The sequence below is a fragment of the Mycobacterium sp. E3305 genome, from assembly GCF_001666785.1.
Classification (GTDB): domain Bacteria; phylum Actinomycetota; class Actinomycetes; order Mycobacteriales; family Mycobacteriaceae; genus Mycobacterium.
On record NZ_LZJA01000133.1, the window covers coordinates 33913 to 52949 of the forward strand.

The 19037-nt window shown below is 67.9% G+C and carries 22 protein-coding genes; 19 read left to right on the top strand and 3 right to left on the bottom strand.

All coding sequences use genetic code 11. From position 1 onward, the window contains the following. Positions 1–14 precede the first annotated feature (14 nt). Complete coding sequence (mftG, locus tag A5701_RS12640; protein ID WP_067753489.1) at positions 15–1454, top strand: mycofactocin system GMC family oxidoreductase MftG; 1440 nt, start codon at positions 15–17, stop codon at positions 1452–1454. 219 nt (positions 1455–1673) lie between these two features. Here mftG and A5701_RS12645 read toward each other — a convergent pair whose 3' ends face one another. After that, on the bottom strand, positions 1674–1958 hold the full coding sequence (locus A5701_RS12645) for a hypothetical protein (protein ID WP_156670071.1): 285 nt from the start codon (positions 1956–1958) through the stop codon (positions 1674–1676). Between the two features lie 151 nt (positions 1959–2109). Further along, positions 2110–3702, bottom strand: coding sequence for an MFS transporter (locus A5701_RS12650; protein WP_067753495.1), 1593 nt, complete (start codon positions 3700–3702; stop codon positions 2110–2112). 142 nt (positions 3703–3844) lie between these two features. Between A5701_RS12650 and A5701_RS12655 the strand changes: the two genes are divergently transcribed. The 15 genes from A5701_RS12655 to A5701_RS12725 all read left to right on the top strand — a co-directional run bounded on the left by A5701_RS12655 (position 3845) and on the right by A5701_RS12725 (position 14374). Next, positions 3845–4450 (top strand): TetR/AcrR family transcriptional regulator, encoded by a 606-nt coding sequence (locus tag A5701_RS12655; protein ID WP_082950301.1) that lies wholly within the window; start codon positions 3845–3847, stop codon positions 4448–4450. A 337-nt stretch (positions 4451–4787) separates the two neighbouring features. Continuing rightward, a complete protein-coding gene (gene rpsJ / locus A5701_RS12660) occupies positions 4788–5093 on the top strand; it encodes a 30S ribosomal protein S10 (RefSeq protein WP_003873519.1) in 306 nt (101 codons plus the stop codon). Positions 5094–5107: 14 nt separating this feature from the next. Next, a complete protein-coding gene (rplC, locus tag A5701_RS12665; RefSeq protein WP_067753501.1) occupies positions 5108–5761 on the top strand; it encodes a 50S ribosomal protein L3 in 654 nt (217 codons plus the stop codon). Next, positions 5761–6417 carry a 50S ribosomal protein L4 gene (rplD, locus tag A5701_RS12670; protein WP_067753504.1) on the top strand — a complete coding sequence of 219 codons (657 nt, stop codon included), beginning with the start codon at positions 5761–5763 and terminating at the stop codon, positions 6415–6417. Before rplC ends, rplD begins: the two co-directional genes overlap by 1 nt. Then, positions 6418–6720: a 50S ribosomal protein L23 gene (gene rplW / locus A5701_RS12675; RefSeq protein ID WP_046183668.1), complete on the top strand. Its 303-nt coding sequence runs from the start codon at positions 6418–6420 to the stop codon at positions 6718–6720. Positions 6721–6749: 29 nt separating this feature from the next. Continuing rightward, complete coding sequence (gene rplB, locus A5701_RS12680) at positions 6750–7592, top strand: 50S ribosomal protein L2 (RefSeq protein WP_067274860.1); 843 nt, start codon at positions 6750–6752, stop codon at positions 7590–7592. Between the two features lie 18 nt (positions 7593–7610). Then, positions 7611–7892, top strand: coding sequence for a 30S ribosomal protein S19 (gene rpsS / locus A5701_RS12685; protein WP_007167837.1), 282 nt, complete (start codon positions 7611–7613; stop codon positions 7890–7892). After that, positions 7889–8431, top strand: coding sequence for a 50S ribosomal protein L22 (gene rplV / locus A5701_RS12690; protein WP_067753507.1), 543 nt, complete (start codon positions 7889–7891; stop codon positions 8429–8431). The genes rpsS and rplV overlap by 4 nt, the downstream gene beginning before the upstream one ends. Next, a complete protein-coding gene (rpsC, locus tag A5701_RS12695) occupies positions 8431–9264 on the top strand; it encodes a 30S ribosomal protein S3 (RefSeq protein ID WP_067753510.1) in 834 nt (277 codons plus the stop codon). Before rplV ends, rpsC begins: the two co-directional genes overlap by 1 nt. 3 nt (positions 9265–9267) lie before the next feature. Continuing rightward, the gene (gene rplP / locus A5701_RS12700; RefSeq protein WP_007167840.1) at positions 9268–9684 is read left to right on the top strand and encodes a 50S ribosomal protein L16; all 417 of its coding nucleotides are present in this window, start codon (positions 9268–9270) and stop codon (positions 9682–9684) included. Beyond that, positions 9684–9917 carry a 50S ribosomal protein L29 gene (gene rpmC / locus A5701_RS12705; RefSeq protein WP_067274850.1) on the top strand — a complete coding sequence of 78 codons (234 nt, stop codon included), beginning with the start codon at positions 9684–9686 and terminating at the stop codon, positions 9915–9917. The genes rplP and rpmC overlap by 1 nt, the downstream gene beginning before the upstream one ends. After that, entirely contained in the window at positions 9917–10261 is a 345-nt protein-coding gene (gene rpsQ / locus A5701_RS12710) for a 30S ribosomal protein S17 (RefSeq protein ID WP_067753513.1), read from the top strand. The genes rpmC and rpsQ overlap by 1 nt, the downstream gene beginning before the upstream one ends. Positions 10262–10376: 115 nt before the next feature. After that, positions 10377–12737: an arylsulfatase gene (locus A5701_RS12715; RefSeq protein WP_067753516.1), complete on the top strand. Its 2361-nt coding sequence runs from the start codon at positions 10377–10379 to the stop codon at positions 12735–12737. Next, positions 12718–13395 (top strand): hypothetical protein, encoded by a 678-nt coding sequence (locus tag A5701_RS28875; protein ID WP_231969169.1) that lies wholly within the window; start codon positions 12718–12720, stop codon positions 13393–13395. The genes A5701_RS12715 and A5701_RS28875 overlap by 20 nt, the downstream gene beginning before the upstream one ends. 43 nt (positions 13396–13438) lie before the next feature. After that, complete coding sequence (locus A5701_RS12725) at positions 13439–14374, top strand: DUF4436 domain-containing protein (RefSeq protein WP_067753520.1); 936 nt, start codon at positions 13439–13441, stop codon at positions 14372–14374. A gap of 3 nt (positions 14375–14377) precedes the next feature. Here the strand turns inward: A5701_RS12725 and pstS are convergent, their stop codons facing one another. Beyond that, entirely contained in the window at positions 14378–15508 is a 1131-nt protein-coding gene (pstS, locus tag A5701_RS12730) for a phosphate ABC transporter substrate-binding protein PstS (RefSeq protein ID WP_067753522.1), read from the bottom strand. A 375-nt stretch (positions 15509–15883) separates the two neighbouring features. Between pstS and A5701_RS12735 the strand changes: the two genes are divergently transcribed. From A5701_RS12735 to A5701_RS12745, 3 genes are all read left to right on the top strand, one after another. Beyond that, positions 15884–16837 (top strand): DUF4436 domain-containing protein, encoded by a 954-nt coding sequence (locus tag A5701_RS12735; protein WP_067753554.1) that lies wholly within the window; start codon positions 15884–15886, stop codon positions 16835–16837. A gap of 20 nt (positions 16838–16857) precedes the next feature. Continuing rightward, positions 16858–17772 (top strand): formylglycine-generating enzyme family protein, encoded by a 915-nt coding sequence (locus tag A5701_RS12740; protein WP_067753532.1) that lies wholly within the window; start codon positions 16858–16860, stop codon positions 17770–17772. Between the two features lie 216 nt (positions 17773–17988). After that, a complete protein-coding gene (locus tag A5701_RS12745) occupies positions 17989–18867 on the top strand; it encodes a DUF4436 domain-containing protein (protein WP_068266636.1) in 879 nt (292 codons plus the stop codon). The last annotated feature ends 170 nt before the right edge of the window (positions 18868–19037 follow it).

Here is a 19037-nt window from a genome sequence, read left to right on the forward strand (position 1 = left end):
CACCTTGACCCCCCTTGAGTAAGGCCGCCCCGCACAGCGACGTGCTGATCGTCGGTGCCGGCAGCGCTGGATCGGTTGTTGCCGAACGTCTTTCCATCGATCCCCGCCGCACCGTGACCGTGCTGGAGGCGGGGCCGGCCCTCGATGACCCCGGATTGCTCGCTCAGACCGCCAACGGTCTGCAGCTGCCGATCGGGGCCGGCAGTCCACTGGTGCGGCGGTACCAGACCAGCCTCACCGATCGGCCCATGCGCCGGCATCCGATCGTGCGCGGGGCCACGGTCGGCGGCTCGGGCGCGGTGAACGGCGGCTACTTCTGCCGCGGGCTGCCCCGCGACTTCGATAGCCTGGCGCTGCCCGGGTGGGCCTGGTCCGATGTCCTGAGCAGCTTCCGGGCCATCGAGACCGACCTGGATTTCGCCGGCCCCGCCCACGGCGACAGCGGCCCCATCCGGGTGCGGCGAACCCACGAAATGACCGGAACCACCGAGCGTTTCATCACCGCCGTGCGCGGCGCCGGGTTCGACTGGATCGATGATCTCAACGACGTCGGGCCCGAACCGGTTTCGGGGGTGGGCGCCGTTCCGCTCAACATCGTCGACGGCGTGCGCACCGGATCCGGAGCCGGCTTTCTGCTCCCGGCTCTTGGCCGGCCGAACCTGACGTTGCACGCGCGGACACGCGCACTGCGTTTGCGATTTGCCGGGACCGCGGCGGTCGGTGTCGACGCCATCGGCCCGCACGGCGGCGTGACCGTCACCGCCGACCGGATCGTGTTGTGCACCGGCGCCATTCAAACGGCGCAGCTGCTCATGCTTTCCGGCGTCGGGACGGAGGAGGGTTTGCGGGCCGTTGGCGTGCCCGTGCTGGCCCCGCTGCCGGTGGGGGAGTCGTTCAGCGATCACCCCGAGTGGGTGCTGTCCACCGACTGGACGGTGGCGCCCGGCCGGCCGGTTCTCGAGGCCGTCCTCAGCACCGCCGATGACCTCGAGATCAGGCCCTACACGGGCGGATTCGTCGCGATGACCGGTGACGGCACCGCCGGGCACGCCGACTGGCCGCACATCGGCGTGGCGCTGATGCAGCCGCGGGCGCGCGGGCGCATCACGCTGGTGTCGGCGGACCCCGACGTGGCTCCCCGCATCGAGCATCGTTACGACAGCGAGCCGGACGACGTCGCGGCGCTGCGGCGCGGGGCCGAAATGGCTCGTGAATTGGCCGGTGCGGCAACGGATGTCGGCGCCCCGGTGTGGTCGACATCGCAACATCTGTGCGGCACGGCGCCGATGGGTCCCGATACCGACCCGCGGGCCGTCGTCGACCCGCGCTGCCGGGTGCACGGCGTCGACAACCTGTGGGTGATCGACGGCTCGATCCTGCCGGCCATCACCAGCCGCGGGCCGCACGCCACCATCGTGATGCTCGGGCACCGGGCCGCGGAATTCGTTGATTGAGGCGCCCGGGTATGGGGGCGGGCCCCACGGTGAGGCATGGGGCCCGCCCGCGAGCGGTTGATGTTCATGCGGTCCACGTAGATGGCCACGACAAGTGGCGGTGCGCGCGCAAGAGTGCGTCGCGCGAACGATGCGTCGCAATATTCGTGGACGGCACGACCGCTGTCTCGCTCGTTCGACCTCCCTTCGATCGTCTGAAAAGGGCTTAGCGGCTTGGTGTCACGCTTGCCGCGGAGGTGAACGCTCCCGCGCCCAGACCAGGGAGACCGGCCAGTCGGTTCGGCGTCCGCGGGCGTGCGTCGAGCACGCGGTGTCAGTCGGTTCGGTGGACACGATGGTGCCCGTGCGGCGGCGGCGCCGCCGCACCGAGGGCAATTCGCAGGTGGGGTGTCGAGCCGGGCCGCTCGGTCGCCGCAGGCGTATCCATTCGGCCTCCACGATCGCCGCCGCCTCGCACAGCGCCGGGCATCCCGGCTCGACCACGCTCGTATCACTTATCAACACCACATCCACCTCGCGCTTACTTCAGAGATGACCTGTATCTGTCGATGTACATCCGGTGATACCAGAATCGGCGGACGTTTTCAAGCACTCCCGGCGGGGTCGAGTCGGTTGAACCCGATGTCGGACAACGGTATTGGAACGGCGTGGTGGGTTAGCGGCGCCGTGAGAGCAGGCCCCGAACCGGTCGCAGCTGTCGGCCGTCGCGGCCGGGGGCCCAAACGCCGACCAGCATCGCGGCGACGGCGACGATCACGGCCATCGTGATGGTCGACGCGTGTAAGGCCGCCAGGAACGCGGTCTTGCTGGCCTCGGCGAGCTGGTGGCCCTGGGGCCCCAGCCGGCCGGCGACCTCGACGGCCTTGGCCAGCGAATCGGTGGCCGGGCCGCGGACCGGCTCGGGGAAGCCCGCCAACTTCGGCGCGAGCTCGTGCGAATACCGGCCGGCCAGAATGGAACCGGCCACCGCGATGCCCAGCGCGCCGCCCATCTCCCGGGAGGTGTCGTTCACCGCGGAGGCGACGCCCTGCTTCTCGTCGGGCACCGCCCCCATGATCGCCGACGTCGTCGGCGCCGTGCAGATTCCGATGCCGGTGGCCAATATCAATGTCGGCCAAGCGAATTCCAGATAAGAGGAGTGCAGGTTCAGCCGGTACATGCAGGCGAAGCCGACCGCCATCAGCAACGTCCCGACGAACAGCACAAGGCGCAGACCGAGTTTGGGCACGTACCAGAAGGACAGCGCCGAGAAGATGGCGAGCGGCACCATGAACGGCCCGAAGGAGATGGCCGTCGCTAGGGGCGAATAGCCCATGATCTGCTGCACGTACTGCATCCCGATGTAGAAGAACCCGAACGTCGCGCCGAACAGGATGACGATCGCTGCGACGCCGGTGGCGAAATTCGGGTCGGCGAACAGCCGGACGTCCAGCAGCGGTTGGCGGCCGCGCCCGGCGAGCCGCAACTGCACGGCAGCGAAGGCCGCGGCGAGCACCGCACCCGCGGCCAGGCCGCCCCAGACCAGCGAATCGCTCCACCCTCGGGTCGGCGCCTCCAGGATCGCGGCCACGGCGATGGCCACCGCGGCGCCGATCAGAACGGCGCCCAGCGAATCGATCCGCGGCGCGCCGCTGTCCCGCGACGAGGCGACGGTGCACGCCAGCGCGAAGATGACCAGCCCGGCGGCGCCCAGGGACCAGAAGATCGCGTGCCAGTCCCAGAACCGCAGCAGCAGGCCCGAACCGAGCATGCCCAGCACGCCGCCGGACCCGGCCGTTCCGGCCCAGATGCCGACCGCCTTGGTGCGGTCGTCTTTCGGATAGGCCACGGTCAGCAGCGACAGGGTCGCCGGCATCACGAAGGCGGCGCCGATGCCGGCCACCGCCCGCCCGGCGATGAGCTGCGCCGGGCTGTGCAGCATCGCCGGCGCCATCGAGCCGACCGAGAAGACGATCAGCCCGATCAACAGGGCGCCGCGCCTGCCGTAGCGGTCGCCGATCGCGCCCGCCGGCAACAGCAGGCACGCGAGCGCCACGGTGTAGCCGTCGACGACCCAGTTGAGCTGGGACTGCGTGGCCGAGGTGGCCACCGCCAGGTCCCCAAGCGCGGTGTTCAGCGCCGTCATCGACGCGACGACCAGCGCGACGCCCATGCAGGCGACGGCCAGCGTCCAGTTTCGCGCTCGGGGGCTACCGCCGATGCCGACTGCGTCAGTACGCTGGTCGGGCCGGGCCAGGGTTTCGACCATGCTGCGCCTCCTCACGGTGGCGTTGGGAGTTTCGAGACCAATGGTCTTGTAGGTAGACCGATAGTCTCGTTCTCAAACTCGGAGGTGGGTCACAATTACCGGCGGTACCACCGATCCCCGTCCAGCGCGTTCGCGGGCCCGTTTGCTCGAGGCCGCGGCCACGTTGCTGCGGTCAGGGGGGCCCAGCGCGGTGACCGTCGACGCGGTCACCCGTACCGCCAACGTGGCCAGGGCCACGCTGTATCGCCACTTCCCGAGCGGAAACGACCTGCTGGCAGCGGCTTTCAACAGCCTCATCCCGCCGTCTCCGACGCCGCCGGCCGAGGGATCGCTGCGTGATCGCCTGGTGGCGGTGGTGCTGGCCCAGGCGGAGTCGGTGGCGCAGGCGCCGGCGCTGATGACGGCGATGTCGTGGTTGTCCATGGGGCGGGACCTGGACGAGCTGCCGGAACCCCGCGACTGCGCCGTGAACAGCACGGCGATCACCACGCTGCGTGAGCGCATCGCCCAGCAGTACGCCGCGCCGTTCGACGCCATCTTCGACAGCCCCGAGGCCGCCGAGCTGGGCGAGGTGGACCGGTCGCGGGCCATCGCGCTGCTCATCGGGCCCCTCGTGCTGGGCCGCCTGTCCACGCTTCCCGACTTCGATTACCGCGAGTGCGCGCTCGCCGCGGTCGACGGTTTCCTCTATGTTCAGCGCGCACACAACCGGGCGGGCGCCGCGAGCGTCGAACCGGCGGGCGCCTGAGGGCCAAAAGGGCAGGTCGGCGGCCTTCGCCCGAGATTTGGCCAAACCCATGATCTAGGGCATACTGTTCAGGTTGCCTTGGGCCAGGTTCGCGCCTGGTCGGGCATACGACCAGCGCCCAAACGGGCGCGTCCGGTCCCATCCTTGGAGCGCGACAATTTCGCCGCGGTCCAGGCTGCGTGAGGGTGACACACCCGACCGCGGGGGCCGGTGGACCACGACAGGTAAACAGCGGCGCAGTATCCGGCGCGACGCTCGATCGGCCAGGCCGATCAGCGCGCTGGGAGCACCAGGTCCGGACACGGATTTTTGTAAGTGGAGTGAGGGTAGGAGAAGCGTGGCGGGACAAAAGATCCGCATCAGGCTCAAGGCCTACGACCATGAGGCCATCGACGCATCGGCGCGCAAAATCGTCGAGACCGTCGTCCGCACGGGTGCCAGTGTCGTAGGTCCGGTGCCGCTGCCGACCGAGAAGAACGTGTATTGCGTCATCCGCTCTCCGCATAAGTACAAGGACTCGCGGGAGCACTTCGAGATGCGTACTCACAAGCGGCTGATCGACATCCTCGACCCGACGCCGAAGACCGTCGACGCGCTGATGCGCATCGACCTTCCGGCCAGTGTCGACGTCAACATCCAGTAGGAGATCCAGAGCTCATGGCAAGAAAAGGCATTCTGGGTACCAAGCTGGGCATGACGCAGGTGTTCGACGAGAACAACCGGGTCGTCCCGGTGACGGTGGTCAAAGCAGGGCCCAATGTGGTCACCCGGATCCGCACACCCGAGCGCGACGGTTACAGCGCCGTTCAGCTGGCGTACGGCGAGATCAGCCCCCGCAAGGTGAACAAGCCGGTGACCGGGCAGTACAGCGCCGCGGGTGTCAACCCGCGCAGGCACCTCGCCGAGTTGCGGCTCGATGACGAGGCCGCGGCCAGCGAATACGAGGTCGGCCAGGAGCTGACCGCGGAGATCTTCGCCGACGGCAGCTACGTCGACGTGACCGGAACCTCCAAGGGGAAGGGCTTCGCCGGCACCATGAAGCGCCACGGTTTCCGCGGCCAGGGCGCCAGCCACGGTGCGCAGGCGGTCCACCGCCGGCCGGGTTCCATCGGTGGTTGTGCCACCCCCGCCCGGGTGTTCAAGGGCACCCGGATGGCGGGCCGGATGGGCAACGACCGGGTCACGGTGCAGAACCTGGTGGTGCACAAGGTCGATGCCGAGAACGGCGTGCTGTTGATCAAGGGCGCGGTCCCCGGCCGCACCGGTGGGCTCGTGGTGGTCCGCAGCGCGATCAAACGAGGTGAGAAGTAATGGCAGCACTCAAGATCGACGTCAAGACGCCCGACGGCAAGGTCGAGGGCTCTGTCGAGTTGCCGGCCGAATTGTTCGACGCCCCGGCCAATATCGCGCTGATGCACCAGGTGGTCACCGCGCAGCGGGCGGCGGCGCGTCAGGGCACGCACTCGACCAAGACCCGCGGTGAGGTCAGCGGCGGTGGGCGGAAGCCGTACCGGCAGAAGGGAACCGGCCGCGCCCGTCAGGGTTCGACGCGGGCCCCGCAGTTCACCGGCGGTGGCGTGGTGCACGGTCCCAAGCCGCGCGACTACTCCCAGCGCACCCCGAAGAAGATGATCGTCGCGGCGTTGCGCGGCGCGTTGTCCGACCGGGCCCGCAACGGCCGCATCCACGCGGTCACCGAGCTGGTGTCGGGTCAGACGCCGTCGACCAAGAACGCCAAGGCGTTCCTGGGCACGCTGACCGATCGCAAGAAGGTGCTGATCGTGATCGGCCGCAGCGACGAGGCCGGCGCCAAGAGCGTGCGCAACCTGCCCGGCGTTCACATCCTGACGCCCGATCAGCTCAACACCTATGACGTGCTGCGCTCCGACGACGTGGTTTTCAGCGTCGAGGCCCTCAACGCCTACATCGGTGGCAACACGGCTAGCACCGAGGAGGTTTCGGCGTAGATGGCGACCATCACCGACCCCCGCGACATCATCCTGGCCCCGGTCATCTCGGAGAAGTCCTATGGGCTGCTGGATGAGAACGTGTACACCTTTGTGGTGCACCCCGATTCGAACAAGACGCAGATCAAGATCGCCATCGAGAAGATCTTCTCCGTCAAGGTCGCGTCGGTGAACACCGCGAACCGGCAGGGCAAGCGCAAGCGCACCAGGACCGGGTACGGCAAGCGCAAGGGCACCAAGCGGGCCATCGTCACGCTGGCGCCGGGTAGCAAGCCGATCGACCTGTTCGGGGCCCCGGCCTAGCCGCGCGCGAGAGAAAGACCTGATGAGACATGGCAATTCGTAAGTACAAGCCGACGAGCCCGGGCCGCCGCGGCTCCAGCGTGTCCGACTTCGCCGAGGTCACCCGGGCGGAACCGGAGAAGTCGTTGGTGCGTCCGCTGCACGGCCACGGTGGCCGTAACGCGCACGGCCGCATCACCACCCGCCACAAGGGCGGTGGCCACAAGCGCGCCTACCGGGTGATCGACTTCCGTCGCAACGACAAGGACGGGGTCAACGCCAAGGTGGCGCACATCGAGTACGACCCCAACCGCACCGCCAACATCGCGCTGCTGCACTACCTGGACGGCGAGAAGCGTTACATCATCGCGCCGCAGGGCCTTTCGCAGGGCGACGTGGTGGAGTCGGGCGCCAACGCCGACATCAAGCCGGGCAACAACTTGCCGCTGCGCAACATCCCGGCCGGTACCGTGATCCACGCCGTTGAGCTGCGGCCGGGCGGTGGCGCCAAGCTGGCGCGGTCCGCCGGCTCGAGCATCCAGTTGCTCGGCAAGGAGGGCACCTACGCGTCGCTGCGGATGCCCAGCGGTGAGATCCGCCGCGTCGACGTGCGCTGCCGCGCCACGGTCGGCGAGGTGGGCAACGCCGAGCAGGCGAACATCAACTGGGGCAAGGCCGGCCGCATGCGGTGGAAGGGCAAGCGCCCCTCGGTCCGCGGTGTGGTCATGAACCCGGTGGACCACCCGCACGGTGGTGGTGAGGGTAAGACCTCCGGTGGCCGGCACCCGGTGAGCCCGTGGGGCAAGCCGGAGGGCCGCACCCGCCACCCGAATAAGGCCAGCAACAAACTCATCGTCCGGCGCCGGCGCACCGGCAAGAAGCACGGTCGCTAGGAAGTCGAGGAGTAACACATGCCACGCAGCCTGAAGAAGGGCCCGTTCGTCGACGACCACCTGCTGAAGAAGGTGGACGCGCAGAACGAGAAGAACACCAAGCAGGTCATCAAGACCTGGTCGCGGCGTTCGACGATCATCCCGGACTTCATCGGCCACACCTTCGCCGTCCACGACGGGCGCAAGCACGTCCCGGTGTTCGTCACCGAGGCGATGGTCGGCCACAAGCTTGGTGAATTCGCGCCGACGCGCACCTTCAAGGGACACATCAAGGACGACCGGAAGGCCAAACGGCGATGACCACAACCGAATTCCCGTCCGCGGTCGCCAAGGCGCGGTTCGTGCGGGTGTCGCCGACCAAGGCGCGCCGGGTGATCGACCTGGTGCGCGGCAAGTCGGTGAACGACGCGCTCGACATCCTGCGCTGGGCGCCGCAGGCGGCCAGTGAGCCGGTGGCCAAGGTGATCGCCAGCGCCGCGGCGAACGCGCAGAACAACAACGGGCTGGACCCGGCCACCCTGGTGGTCGCCACGGTCTATGCCGACGAGGGCCCGACCGCCAAGCGCATCCGCCCGCGCGCCCAGGGGCGCGCGTTCCGGATCCGCAAGCGCACCAGCCACATCACGGTCGTGGTGGAGAGCCGGCCGGCCAAGGACCAGCGTTCGGCGAAGTCGACGAGGGCCCGCCGGGCCGAGGCCAGCAAGGCGGCCGCGAAGGCGCCCGCGAAGAAGGCTGCCACCAAGGCCCCGGCCAAGAAAGCGGCCGCCAAGAAGGCGCCGGCCAAGAAGGCACCTGCCAAAACGTCTGAGACTTCTGAGGCGAAGGGAGGCTCAGACTAGTGGGCCAGAAGATCAATCCGCACGGCTTCCGGCTGGGCATCACCACGGACTGGAAGTCGCGCTGGTACGCCGACAAGCAGTACGCGGACTACGTCAAGGAAGACGTCGCGATCCGGCGGCTGCTGTCCACCGGTCTGGAGCGCGCCGGCATCGCCGACGTGGAGATCGAGCGCACCCGTGACCGGGTGCGCGTCGACATCCACACCGCACGCCCCGGCATCGTGATCGGGCGTCGCGGCACCGAAGCCGACCGCATCCGCGCGGACCTGGAGAAGCTGACCGGCAAGCAGGTTCAGCTCAACATCCTCGAGGTCAGAAACCCCGAGTCGCAGGCCCAGCTGGTGGCGCAGGGCGTCGCCGAGCAGCTGAGCAACCGGGTGGCGTTCCGCCGCGCCATGCGTAAGGCCATCCAGTCGGCGATGCGCCAGCCCAACGTCAAGGGCATCCGGGTGCAATGCTCGGGTCGTCTCGGCGGTGCGGAGATGAGCCGTTCGGAGTTCTACCGCGAGGGCCGGGTGCCGCTGCACACGCTGCGCGCCGACATCGACTACGGCCTGTATGAGGCCAAGACCACCTTCGGCCGGATCGGTGTGAAGGTGTGGATCTACAAGGGCGACATCGTCGGTGGCAAGCGGGAATTGGCCGCGGCCGCGCCGGCGGGCGCCGACCGTCCGCGCCGCGAGCGTCCGTCGGGCACCCGCCCCCGGCGCAGCGGTGCGTCGGGCACGACGGCGACCAGCACCGAGGCCGGCCGCGCCGCAGCGGGCGCCGAGGAGCAGGCCGCCGCGGCCGAGGCCCCGCCCGCTCCAGAACCGCAGAGCACGGAGAGCTGAACCATGTTGATTCCCCGCAGGGTTAAACACCGTAAGCAACACCACCCCCGCCAGCGCGGCATCGCCAGCGGTGGCACCGCGGTGAACTTCGGCGACTACGGCATTCAGGCGCTCGAGCACGCCTACGTGACCAACCGGCAGATCGAGTCCGCCCGTATCGCGATCAACCGCCACATCAAGCGTGGGGGCAAGGTGTGGATCAACGTCTTCCCGGACCGCCCGCTGACCAAGAAGCCCGCCGAGACCCGGATGGGTTCGGGTAAGGGCTCCCCCGAATGGTGGGTGGTCAACGTCAAGCCGGGCCGCGTGCTGTTCGAGCTGAGCTACCCCAACGAGCAGGTGGCCCGGGCGGCACTCACCCGTGCAATCCACAAGTTGCCGATCAAGGCACGCATCGTGACTCGAGAGGATCAGTTCTGATGGCAGTGGGAATTTCGCCTGGTGAACTGCGTGAGCTCACCGACGAGGAGCTGACCGAGCGTCTGCGCGAATCCAAGGAGGAGCTGTTCAACCTCCGCTTCCAGATGGCGACCGGGCAGCTGTCGAACAACCGCCGGCTGCGCACGGTGCGTCAGGAGATCGCGCGCGTCTACACGGTGCTGCGCGAACGAGAACTGGGCCTGGCTTCCGGGCCCGACGGTAAGGAATCGTGATGGCAGAAGCGAAGAAGGCGCCGGCAAAGGCGGCCGCGAAGGACACCGGGTCGAAAGAGAAGGGCCCCAAGCACACTCCGGCCAACCCCAAGGTGCGTGGCCGGCGCAAGGTGCGCATCGGTTACGTGGTGAGTGACAAGATGCAGAAGACCATCGTCGTCGAGCTCGAAGACCGCGTCCGTCACCCGCTGTACGGCAAGATCATCCGTACCACCAAGAAGGTGAAGGCGCACGACGAGAACAGCACCGCGGGCATCGGCGACCGCGTCTCGCTGATGGAGACGCGCCCGACGTCGGCCACCAAACGGTGGCGGCTCGTCGAAATCCTGGAGAAGGCCAAGTAGCTCCGAAGCGACATCGAAACGCCCGGGTCCCGATGGTCCCGGGCGTTTTGCTTTGGCAGGGTTGACGGTCCGCGAAAAGCGATCGGAATTTTCGCGGCCGCGTTACTCTCGGCGCATGTCGCCTGACTCCCGCGCCTTCGAGGGCAAGATCGAGCTGGACATCCGGGACTCCGAACCGGACTGGGGCCCGTACGCCGCGCCGACCGCCCCCGAGAACTCGCCCAACATCCTCTATCTGGTGTGGGACGACACCGGGATAGCGACGTGGGACTGCTTCGGCGGCCTGGTCGAGATGCCGGCGATGACCCGCATCGCCGAGCGGGGTGTCCGGCTGTCGCAGTTCCACACCACCGCGCTGTGCTCGCCGACCCGCGCGTCGCTGCTCACCGGCCGCAACGCCACCACGGTCGGCATGGCCACCATCGAGGAGTTCACCGACGCGTTCCCCAACGCCAACGGCCGCATCCCGTTCGACACCGCGCTGCTCTCCGAGGTGCTCGCCGAGCGCGGCTACAACACGTACTGCGTCGGCAAGTGGCACCTGACGCCGCTCGAGGAGTCCAATCTGGCGTCGACGAAACGACATTGGCCGACCTCGCGCGGCTTCGAGCGGTTCTACGGTTTCCTGGGCGGCGAGACCGACCAGTGGTATCCCGACCTGGTGTACGACAACCATCCGGTCAACCCGCCGGGTACACCGGAGGACGGTTACCACCTCTCGAAGGACCTCGCCGACAAGACCATCGAGTTCATCCGCGACGCCAAGGTGATCGCGCCGGACAAGCCGTGGTTCAGCTACGTGTGCCCGGGCGCCGGGCATGCGCCGCACCACGTGTTCTCCGAGTGGGCGGACCGCTACGCCGGCCGGTTCGACATGGGCTACGAGCGGTACCGCGAGATCGTGCTGGAGAACCAGAAGTCGTTGGGGATCGTGCCGCCCGACACCGAGCTCTCGCCGGTCAACCCGTACGCGGACGTTACGGGGCCGAAGGGCGAGCCCTGGCCGCTGCAGGACACGGTGCGACCGTGGGACTCGCTGAACCCCGACGAGCAGAGGCTCTTCGCCCGCATGGCCGAGGTGTTCGCAGGCTTCCTAAGCTACACCGACGCCCAGATCGGCCGGATCCTGGACTATCTGGAGGAATCCGGGCAGCTGGACAACACCATCATCGTGGTGATCTCCGACAACGGCGCCAGCGGGGAGGGCGGCCCCAACGGATCGGTGAACGAGGGCAAGTTCTTCAACGGCTACATCGACACGGTCGAAGAGAGCATGAAGCTGTTCGACCACCTGGGCGGCCCGGAGACGTACAACCATTACCCAATCGGCTGGGCGATGGCGTTCAACACCCCGTACAAGCTGTACAAGCGGTACGCCTCGCACGAAGGCGGCATTGCCGACACGGCCATCATCTCCTGGCCCAATGGCGTTGCCGCACACGGAGAGATCCGCGACAACTACGTCAACGTCTGCGACGTCACGCCCACCGTCTACGACCTGCTCGGCATGACACCGCCCGAGACCGTCAGGGGCATTGCTCAGAAGCCTCTGGACGGAGTGAGTTTCAAAGCGGCCCTTACCGATCCGGCCGCCGACACCGGGAAGCGGACCCAGTTCTATTCCATGCTCGGCACCCGCGGCATCTGGCATCAGGGCTGGTTCGCCAACACCATCCACGCGGCGACCCCGGCCGGCTGGTCGCATTTCGACACCGACCGCTGGGAGCTGTTCCACATCGAGGCCGACCGCAGCCAGTGCCACGACCTGGCTGCCGAGCACCCGGACAAACTGGAAGAACTCAAGGCGCTGTGGTTCTCCGAGGCCGCCAAGTACAACGGGCTGCCGCTCTCGGACCTGAACATCATCGAGACGATGACGCGACCCCGCCCATACCTCGGCGGTAATCGGACCAGCTACGTCTACTATCCCGACTGCGCGGACGTCAGCATCGGCGCCGCCGCCGAAATCCAGGGCAGGTCGTTCTCGCTGCTGGCCGAGGTGACCATAGATACCACCGGCGCGGAAGGGGTGCTGTTCAAGCAGGGTGGCGCGCACGGCGGGCACGTGCTGTTCATCCAGGACGGGCGGCTGCATTACGTCTACAACTTCCTGGGCGAGCGCCAGCAGGTGGTCTCCTCATCGGGCGCGGTGCCGCTGGGCAAACACCTGCTGGGGGCGAGCTATTCGCGGACCGGCACCGTGGCCAACAGCCACACGCCACTCGGCGATGTCACGTTGTTCATCGACGACGAAGTGGTCGGAACGCTCGCGGACGTGCAAACCCATCCCGGCACGTTCGGGCTCGCGGGCGCCGGGATCACCGTCGGGCGCAACGGCGGCTCGGGGGTTTGCAGCCGCTACAAGGCCCCGTTCTCCTTTACGGGGGGCACCATCGCGCAGGTCACCGTCGACCTGTCCGGTCGGCCCTACGTTGACGTGGAAGCCGAAGTTGCGCTTGCCTTTTCGCGCGACTGAAGCCGCGGCGCTGTGCCTGCTGGCCGTCGCCGCTGTCGGTTGCGAGAAGACCACCGCCGGCACGGCGACCAGCGGGCCGGCGTCGTCGACGACCTCGGCGACCTCGACGACACGAGTGCCCGACCCGGCCGAGCCGGTGCCCGGCGTCGAAACCACCCTGCCCGACCACATTCCACCCAATGCGCTGGTGTGCTTCCCGCCGCCGCCGGCGAGCGGATCCATGACCAAGGCCTCGGTCGCGGACCCGGCGGCGCCGGTGCTCACGGTGCCGCTGCCGGACGGCTGGCCGTCGACCCCGGGTACCGGTGACGTCGCGCTGACGGCGACGGGCCCCGACGGCATGGCGGTGCGGGTCAGCATCACCCGGACCGATCTCGAACCGGGCGGGGCGTTCCTGCGCTACGCCACCGATCTGCGAACGGCGAATCCGGGAGTCAAAGTCACCGTCACCGCCGCCCAGTTCTGCGGTTACAGCAGCCAGCTACTGAGCGGCACCGGCGGCACGGCCGCAAACGACTTCGCCGACCGCGTCACCCACGTCTGGACGAACACCCAGAAATATCTGGTCGTCGTCCATCTCGAGGGCCCCGGCAAAGCCCAGGGGTTCGAAGCGGCCAAATCCACGCTGATGCAGCAATTCGCGGTCATTATCCCCTGAAACTTGTCGTTTCCCTTGCTAGCATCTGGCCCGTGATGCCTCAATGACCGCCGGGACTCCGGCGCCGCCCGTACCGCCAGCGCCGACCGGTTCCCGTGGCCGGCAAATCGCGATCGCCTTCGGGATCGTCGTCGCCGTCATCGTCATCTACGTCCTGTCCCTGATCGCCGTGCACCTGCTGGCCAAATCGGCGCCCCCTCTGCCCCCGGTCGATTTCAGCAAGCTCGAGGCCGAGGACAGCGTCGTGCAGGTCCACATCGAGAAGCTGGATACCGTCGCGAACCGGCTGACGGTGAACGTGCTTGTCTACCCGAAAGATTCGCTCTACGACAAGAACTTCGGCGTGCTGACCACCGACGCCGCGGTGCGGCTCTATCCGGAGAACGATCTGGGCGATTTGCAGTATCCGGTAGGTAAGGCGCCCGCGCAGGTCAGCACCGCGCTGGTGGCCCACGGCGATCCCGGTAACTGGCCGTTCGACTCGTACAAGACCGAAGTCATCGCGGCCGACGTGTTCACCGGCACCGGCCAGAACCGCGAAAAGGCGGCCGCCCGTGTGGAAGTCACCGGGAAGCTGGACGGCTGGGACGCCACGGTGACCCGAGTGCATGATCCCGAGGACGCCAACCCGGACGTCCAGGACAATGTGATCATCACGTTGCACAGGGCCAAGGGCCCGCTGATCTTCGACCTGGGCATCTGTCTGGTGCTCATCGCTTTGCCCGTGCTGGCGTTGTGGGTGGCCATCCCGGTGGCGCTGGGCAGGACGTCGTTCCTGCCGCCGATGACGACGTGGTACGGCGCGATGCTGTTCGCCATTGTTCCGCTGCGCAACATCTTGCCGGGGAGCCCACCGTACGGGTCGTGGATCGACCAGGCCGTCGTGCTCTGGGTCCTGATCGGTCTGGTCACCGCGATGGCGCTCTTCCTGTTCGGCTGGTGGCGGCAACGCGACCGCAGGCGCGGGCACAAGGCTTAGCCGCTACTCCGAATTCGTCACTCCCGCAGCGCTGATCGAGTCGACGGCGCTCGAGACCCGCGACTGGAAGTCCGGCGAGAGCGGGATGTACCCGTTGCGGGCGAGGTCGACCTGGCCGGGACCAATCGCGGCCTGCAGGAAGGCCTTGACCGCCTTGGCCGTTTCGGGGTCCGCATATTTGGAGCAGACGATCTCGTAGGTGGCCAGCACGATCGGGTAGACGTCGGGCTGGGCCGGGTTGTAGAACGACGAGATGTCGAGCACCAGGTCGTTGCCGCTGCCGATGATCTTGGCGCCGGTGATGGTCTTGCCGACGGTGTCGGTGCCGATGCGCACCGGCCGCAAGGACCTGCGGCTCGCCGGGGTCTTGATCTCGGCGGCGTAAAGCCCTTGCTGCAGCGCGAAAGACAGCTCGTTGTAACTGATCGCGCCCTCGGTGGACTTCACCAGCGCCGCGGTGCCGTTGTTGCCCTGCGCGCCGGTGCCGACGCCCCCGTTGAATGCCTTGCCTGTGCCCTTGTTCCAGGCCCCACCGGACGCCGCCTGCAAATAGGACTGGAAGTTATCGGTGGTTCCGGACGCGTCGCTGCGATAGATGACGCGGATGTCTTCGGCCGGCATGGACGCGTTCAGTGCGGTGAGGGCCGGGTCATCCCAGCGTGTGATGGTGCCGTCGAAGATCTTGGCGATCGTCGACGCGTCGAGCACCAACGAGTCAACCGAGCCCAGGTTGTAGGTGATCGCCAGCGGGCCGAACACGACGGGCAGGTTCCAGGCGTCGGCGCCACCGCAGCGCTGTTTGGCTGCGGCGTACTGGTTTCCGGCCAGTGGCGTGTCCGATCCACCGAAATCCGTTTTGCCGGCTAGGAAGTCGCTGATTCCCGCGCCGGACCCGTTGGCCGTGTAGTTGAGGGTCTGCCCGGCGCACACCTTGCCGTAGGCCGCGACGAACTTCGTCATCGCGTTGGCCTGCGCGGTCGAACCGCTGGCCGTCAGGGTCTGCTTGCCGCCGCAGTCCACCTTGGCGCCGGCGGCGTAGGCCAGCGTCGGGTGGGGGTCGGTGCTGCAAGCTGACACCGCCACTGCCGCCGCGGCGAGCAGGCTGATGGCGGTCGCCGGTGGGTTGCGCTTCACGGTGGTTGGCTCCTGGTGGCTGCGGTCTCGGCCCGAGCGGGCGACGATGCGTCTGACGCCCGGCGGCTGCGGCGAGCACTGGGGCGACCTGCCCCGATTCGACACACGTCGAGACTTACCGCCATCGCGCCCGCCAAGCAAACAAACATCAGGTGAACGGGCTACCTGCTCCGATGAATGCCCGCTGCGGCTGCCGGCGGAGCCGAGCTGCGCCGTCGACGATTCGCTGCCGAGGCGATCCGCGGCCGCCGGAACGGCTAAAAAGCCTGACTCGGGATATGAATGCGATTCACCGCCGGGGAGATCGAAGTTCGCTACGATCTCTCTGGTGTCGCCTCAGGGTGGCGCATCGATCAATCTCTACCAAGGAGAATGATGGCCAGTCACGCGTCTCCCCCGCAGCAGCAGCCCGCAACTCCAGCAACGCCGCCGCCCGCCGCCACGGCGTCGGCGCCGCCCGAGCCGCCGCGCAAGCCCAGGCGGCGCCTGATCGTCGGTCTCGTCACCCTGCTCGGCTTCGTCGTGGTCTATTCGCTGACGCTGTTCGGCTTCCACCTGCTGGCCAGGTCGGGGGAGCCGCTCAAGCCGCCGGATTTGAACGCGACGAGCGACACCATCGTGCTGGTCCGGCTCGAGAAGCTGGACACCATCGCCAACCGCCTGACGGTGAAAGTGCTTGTGATTCCCGAAGACTCGATGTTCGACAAACGCCTTGACGTGTTGAAGACCGACACCGCGGTCCGCATGGACCCCCCCAACGACCTCGGTGATCTGCAATACCCGGCGGGGAAGTCGCCGGCGCAGGTCGCCACCACGATCGAGGCGCACGGCGACCCCAACAACTGGCCGTTCGACTCCTATCGGACCGACACCCTCTCGGCCGACGTCCTCGTCGGCCAGGGCGACGCCCGCCAATACATCCCCGCCCGGGTCGAGGTCGCGGGCGCGTTGGACGGCTGGGATGTGAGCGTCCAGCGCGTCGGCGAAGCCAGCCAGGAATCGGACCGGCCGGACAACGTGGTCATCACGCTGCACCGGGCCAAGGGTCCGCTGATCTTCGACCTCGGCATCTGCCTGGTCCTCTTCGCCCTGCCGGCGCTGGCGTTCGCGGTTGCCATCCAGATCGCCCTGGGCAAGCGCAAATTCGTGCCGCCGTTCGTGACGTGGTTCGCCGCGATGCTGTTCGCCGTCATACCGATCCGCAACTTCCTTCCCGGTTCGCCGCCGCCCGGTGCGTGGATCGACCAGGCGCTGGTGATCTGGGTGCTGCTCGCGCTGGTCGGTGCGATGGGCCTGTACATGCTCACGTGGTACCGCCAGTCCGACTGAGGTGCTCGTACCCTGAACGGGTGCTCAGCGAGTTGGTCGACCTACCCGGCGGATCGTTCCGCATGGGCTCGACCAGCTTCTACCCCGAAGAGGCCCCGATCCACACGGTGACCGTTGCCGCCTTTGCGGTGGAACGGCACCCGGTGACCAACGCGCAGTTCGCCGAATTCGTCTCGGCCACAGGGTATGTGACCGTGGCCGAGCAACCGATCGACCCGGCGCTGTATCCGGGCGCCAACCCGGCGGACCTGTGTCCCGGCGCCATGGTTTTCCGGCCCACCTCCGGCCCCGTCGACCTGCGCGACTGGCGGCAATGGTGGGAATGGGTGCCGGGTGCCAGTTGGCGGCATCCGTTCGGCCCGGACAGCGACATCACCGACCGGCCCGATCACCCGGTGGTGCAAGTGGCCTACCCCGACGCCGCCGCATACGCGCGCTGGGCCGGCCGGCGGCTGCCGACCGAGGCCGAGTGGGAGTACGCCGCCCGCGGCGGGTGCGCCGGCACGTACGCGTGGGGGGAGAAGCCCACACCAGCCGGCCGACTGATGGCCAACACCTGGCAGGGCCGGTTCCCCTACCGCAACGACGGCGCACTCGGCTGGGTGGGCACGTCGCCCGTGGGAACGTTTCCACCCAACGGATTCGGCCTGCTCGACATGATCGGCAACGTCTGGGAATGGACCGCCACGGAGTTCTCCGCGCACCACCGGATCGGCGGGCCGCCCAAGGCCTGTTGCGCCCCGACGGGACCCGCGGATCCGACCGTCAGCCAGACGCTGAAGGGTGGTTCGCACCTGTGCGCGCCGGAGTACTGCCACCGGTACCGTCCGGCCGCCCGATCGCCACAGTCACAGGACACCGCGACAACCCACATCGGGTTCCGCTGCGTCGCGCAGCAAACGGACCCCGCTGGCGGAGACGCCCCCCGACACTGAGGCGACGAGCGGGTTACCGCCGCATGGACGGCGAGTGACGGGGCGTTCGTCGGCGCGCACGGTCTGCACGAGTTCGCTAGCATCTGACCACGTGTGGCCCTCGACGCGCCCCGGAACACCGGTGGTTTGCCCGTGACCGCCGAGGCCCCCGCGGCACCGGCCCCGCCGCCCCCGTCGGACGCACCGACGCCGTCCTCGCCGCCCAGTGGCAAACACATGGCGAAACGTCCCCGCATCGTCATCGGCGTGGCCATCCTGGCCGTTGTCGTCACCGCCTACATGTTGTCCCTGTTTGGGGTGCACTGGCTCGAACGGTCGGAGGGGCCACTCCCTCCGCTTGACCTGAGCCAGGGCGGCGGCGATGCGACCATCGTGCAGCTGCAGGTGGAGGAGCTGAAACCGGTCGCCAAACGCCTCGGGGTGAATGTGCTTGTCTACCCGGGCATTTCGGCATACGACAACCGCTTCGACGTGCTGGGGACCGACGTCGCCGTGCGGCTTTATCCGACGAGCGACCTCGGCGACCTGCATTACCCCAAGGGGAAGGCGCCGGCGCAACTCAACACCACCGTCGTGGCGCACGGCGATCCGGGCAACTGGCCGTTCGACTCCTATCGGACCGAGCCGATCTCGGCGGACGCGTTCGTCGGGTCGGGCGACAACCTGAAGAAGGTGCCCGCGCGGGTCGAGGTGACCGGGGAGTTGGACGGCTGGGACATCAGCGTCAACCGCGTCCACGATCCCGGCGCGCTCCCGACGCAGCGCGGCACCGACAACGGGAACGTGGTCATCACCTTGAAGCGGGCGAAGGGCCCGCTGATCTTCGACTTGGGCATCTGTCTGGTCCTGATCAGCCTGCCCACCTTGGCGCTGCTGGTCGCCATTCCGATGGCGCTGGGCAGAAGGAAGTTCCTGCCGCCATTCGCAACCTGGTACGCCGCGAACCTGTTCGCCATCGTGCCGCTGCGCAACATCCTTCCCGGCGCGCCGCCGCCCGGCTCGTGGATCGACCAAGCCATCGTGCAGTGGGTGTTGATCGCGCTCGTGACGGCGATGAGCCTGTACATCTTCGCCTGGGTCCGGCAGGGGGACTAGCGGGTCGCGGATTTGGCGTGGCGCGCCGGGCCGCGGCGAGTTATCCACAGCCCGAGAAAGTTGGGCTGGACCTGTCGTAGCCGGGTGGCATAATCGAATGTATGTTCGATTCGAGGGTGCCGTCGGCGGAGTCGATCGCCGCGTTGGATGAGCACTTCGAGCGGCGCTAT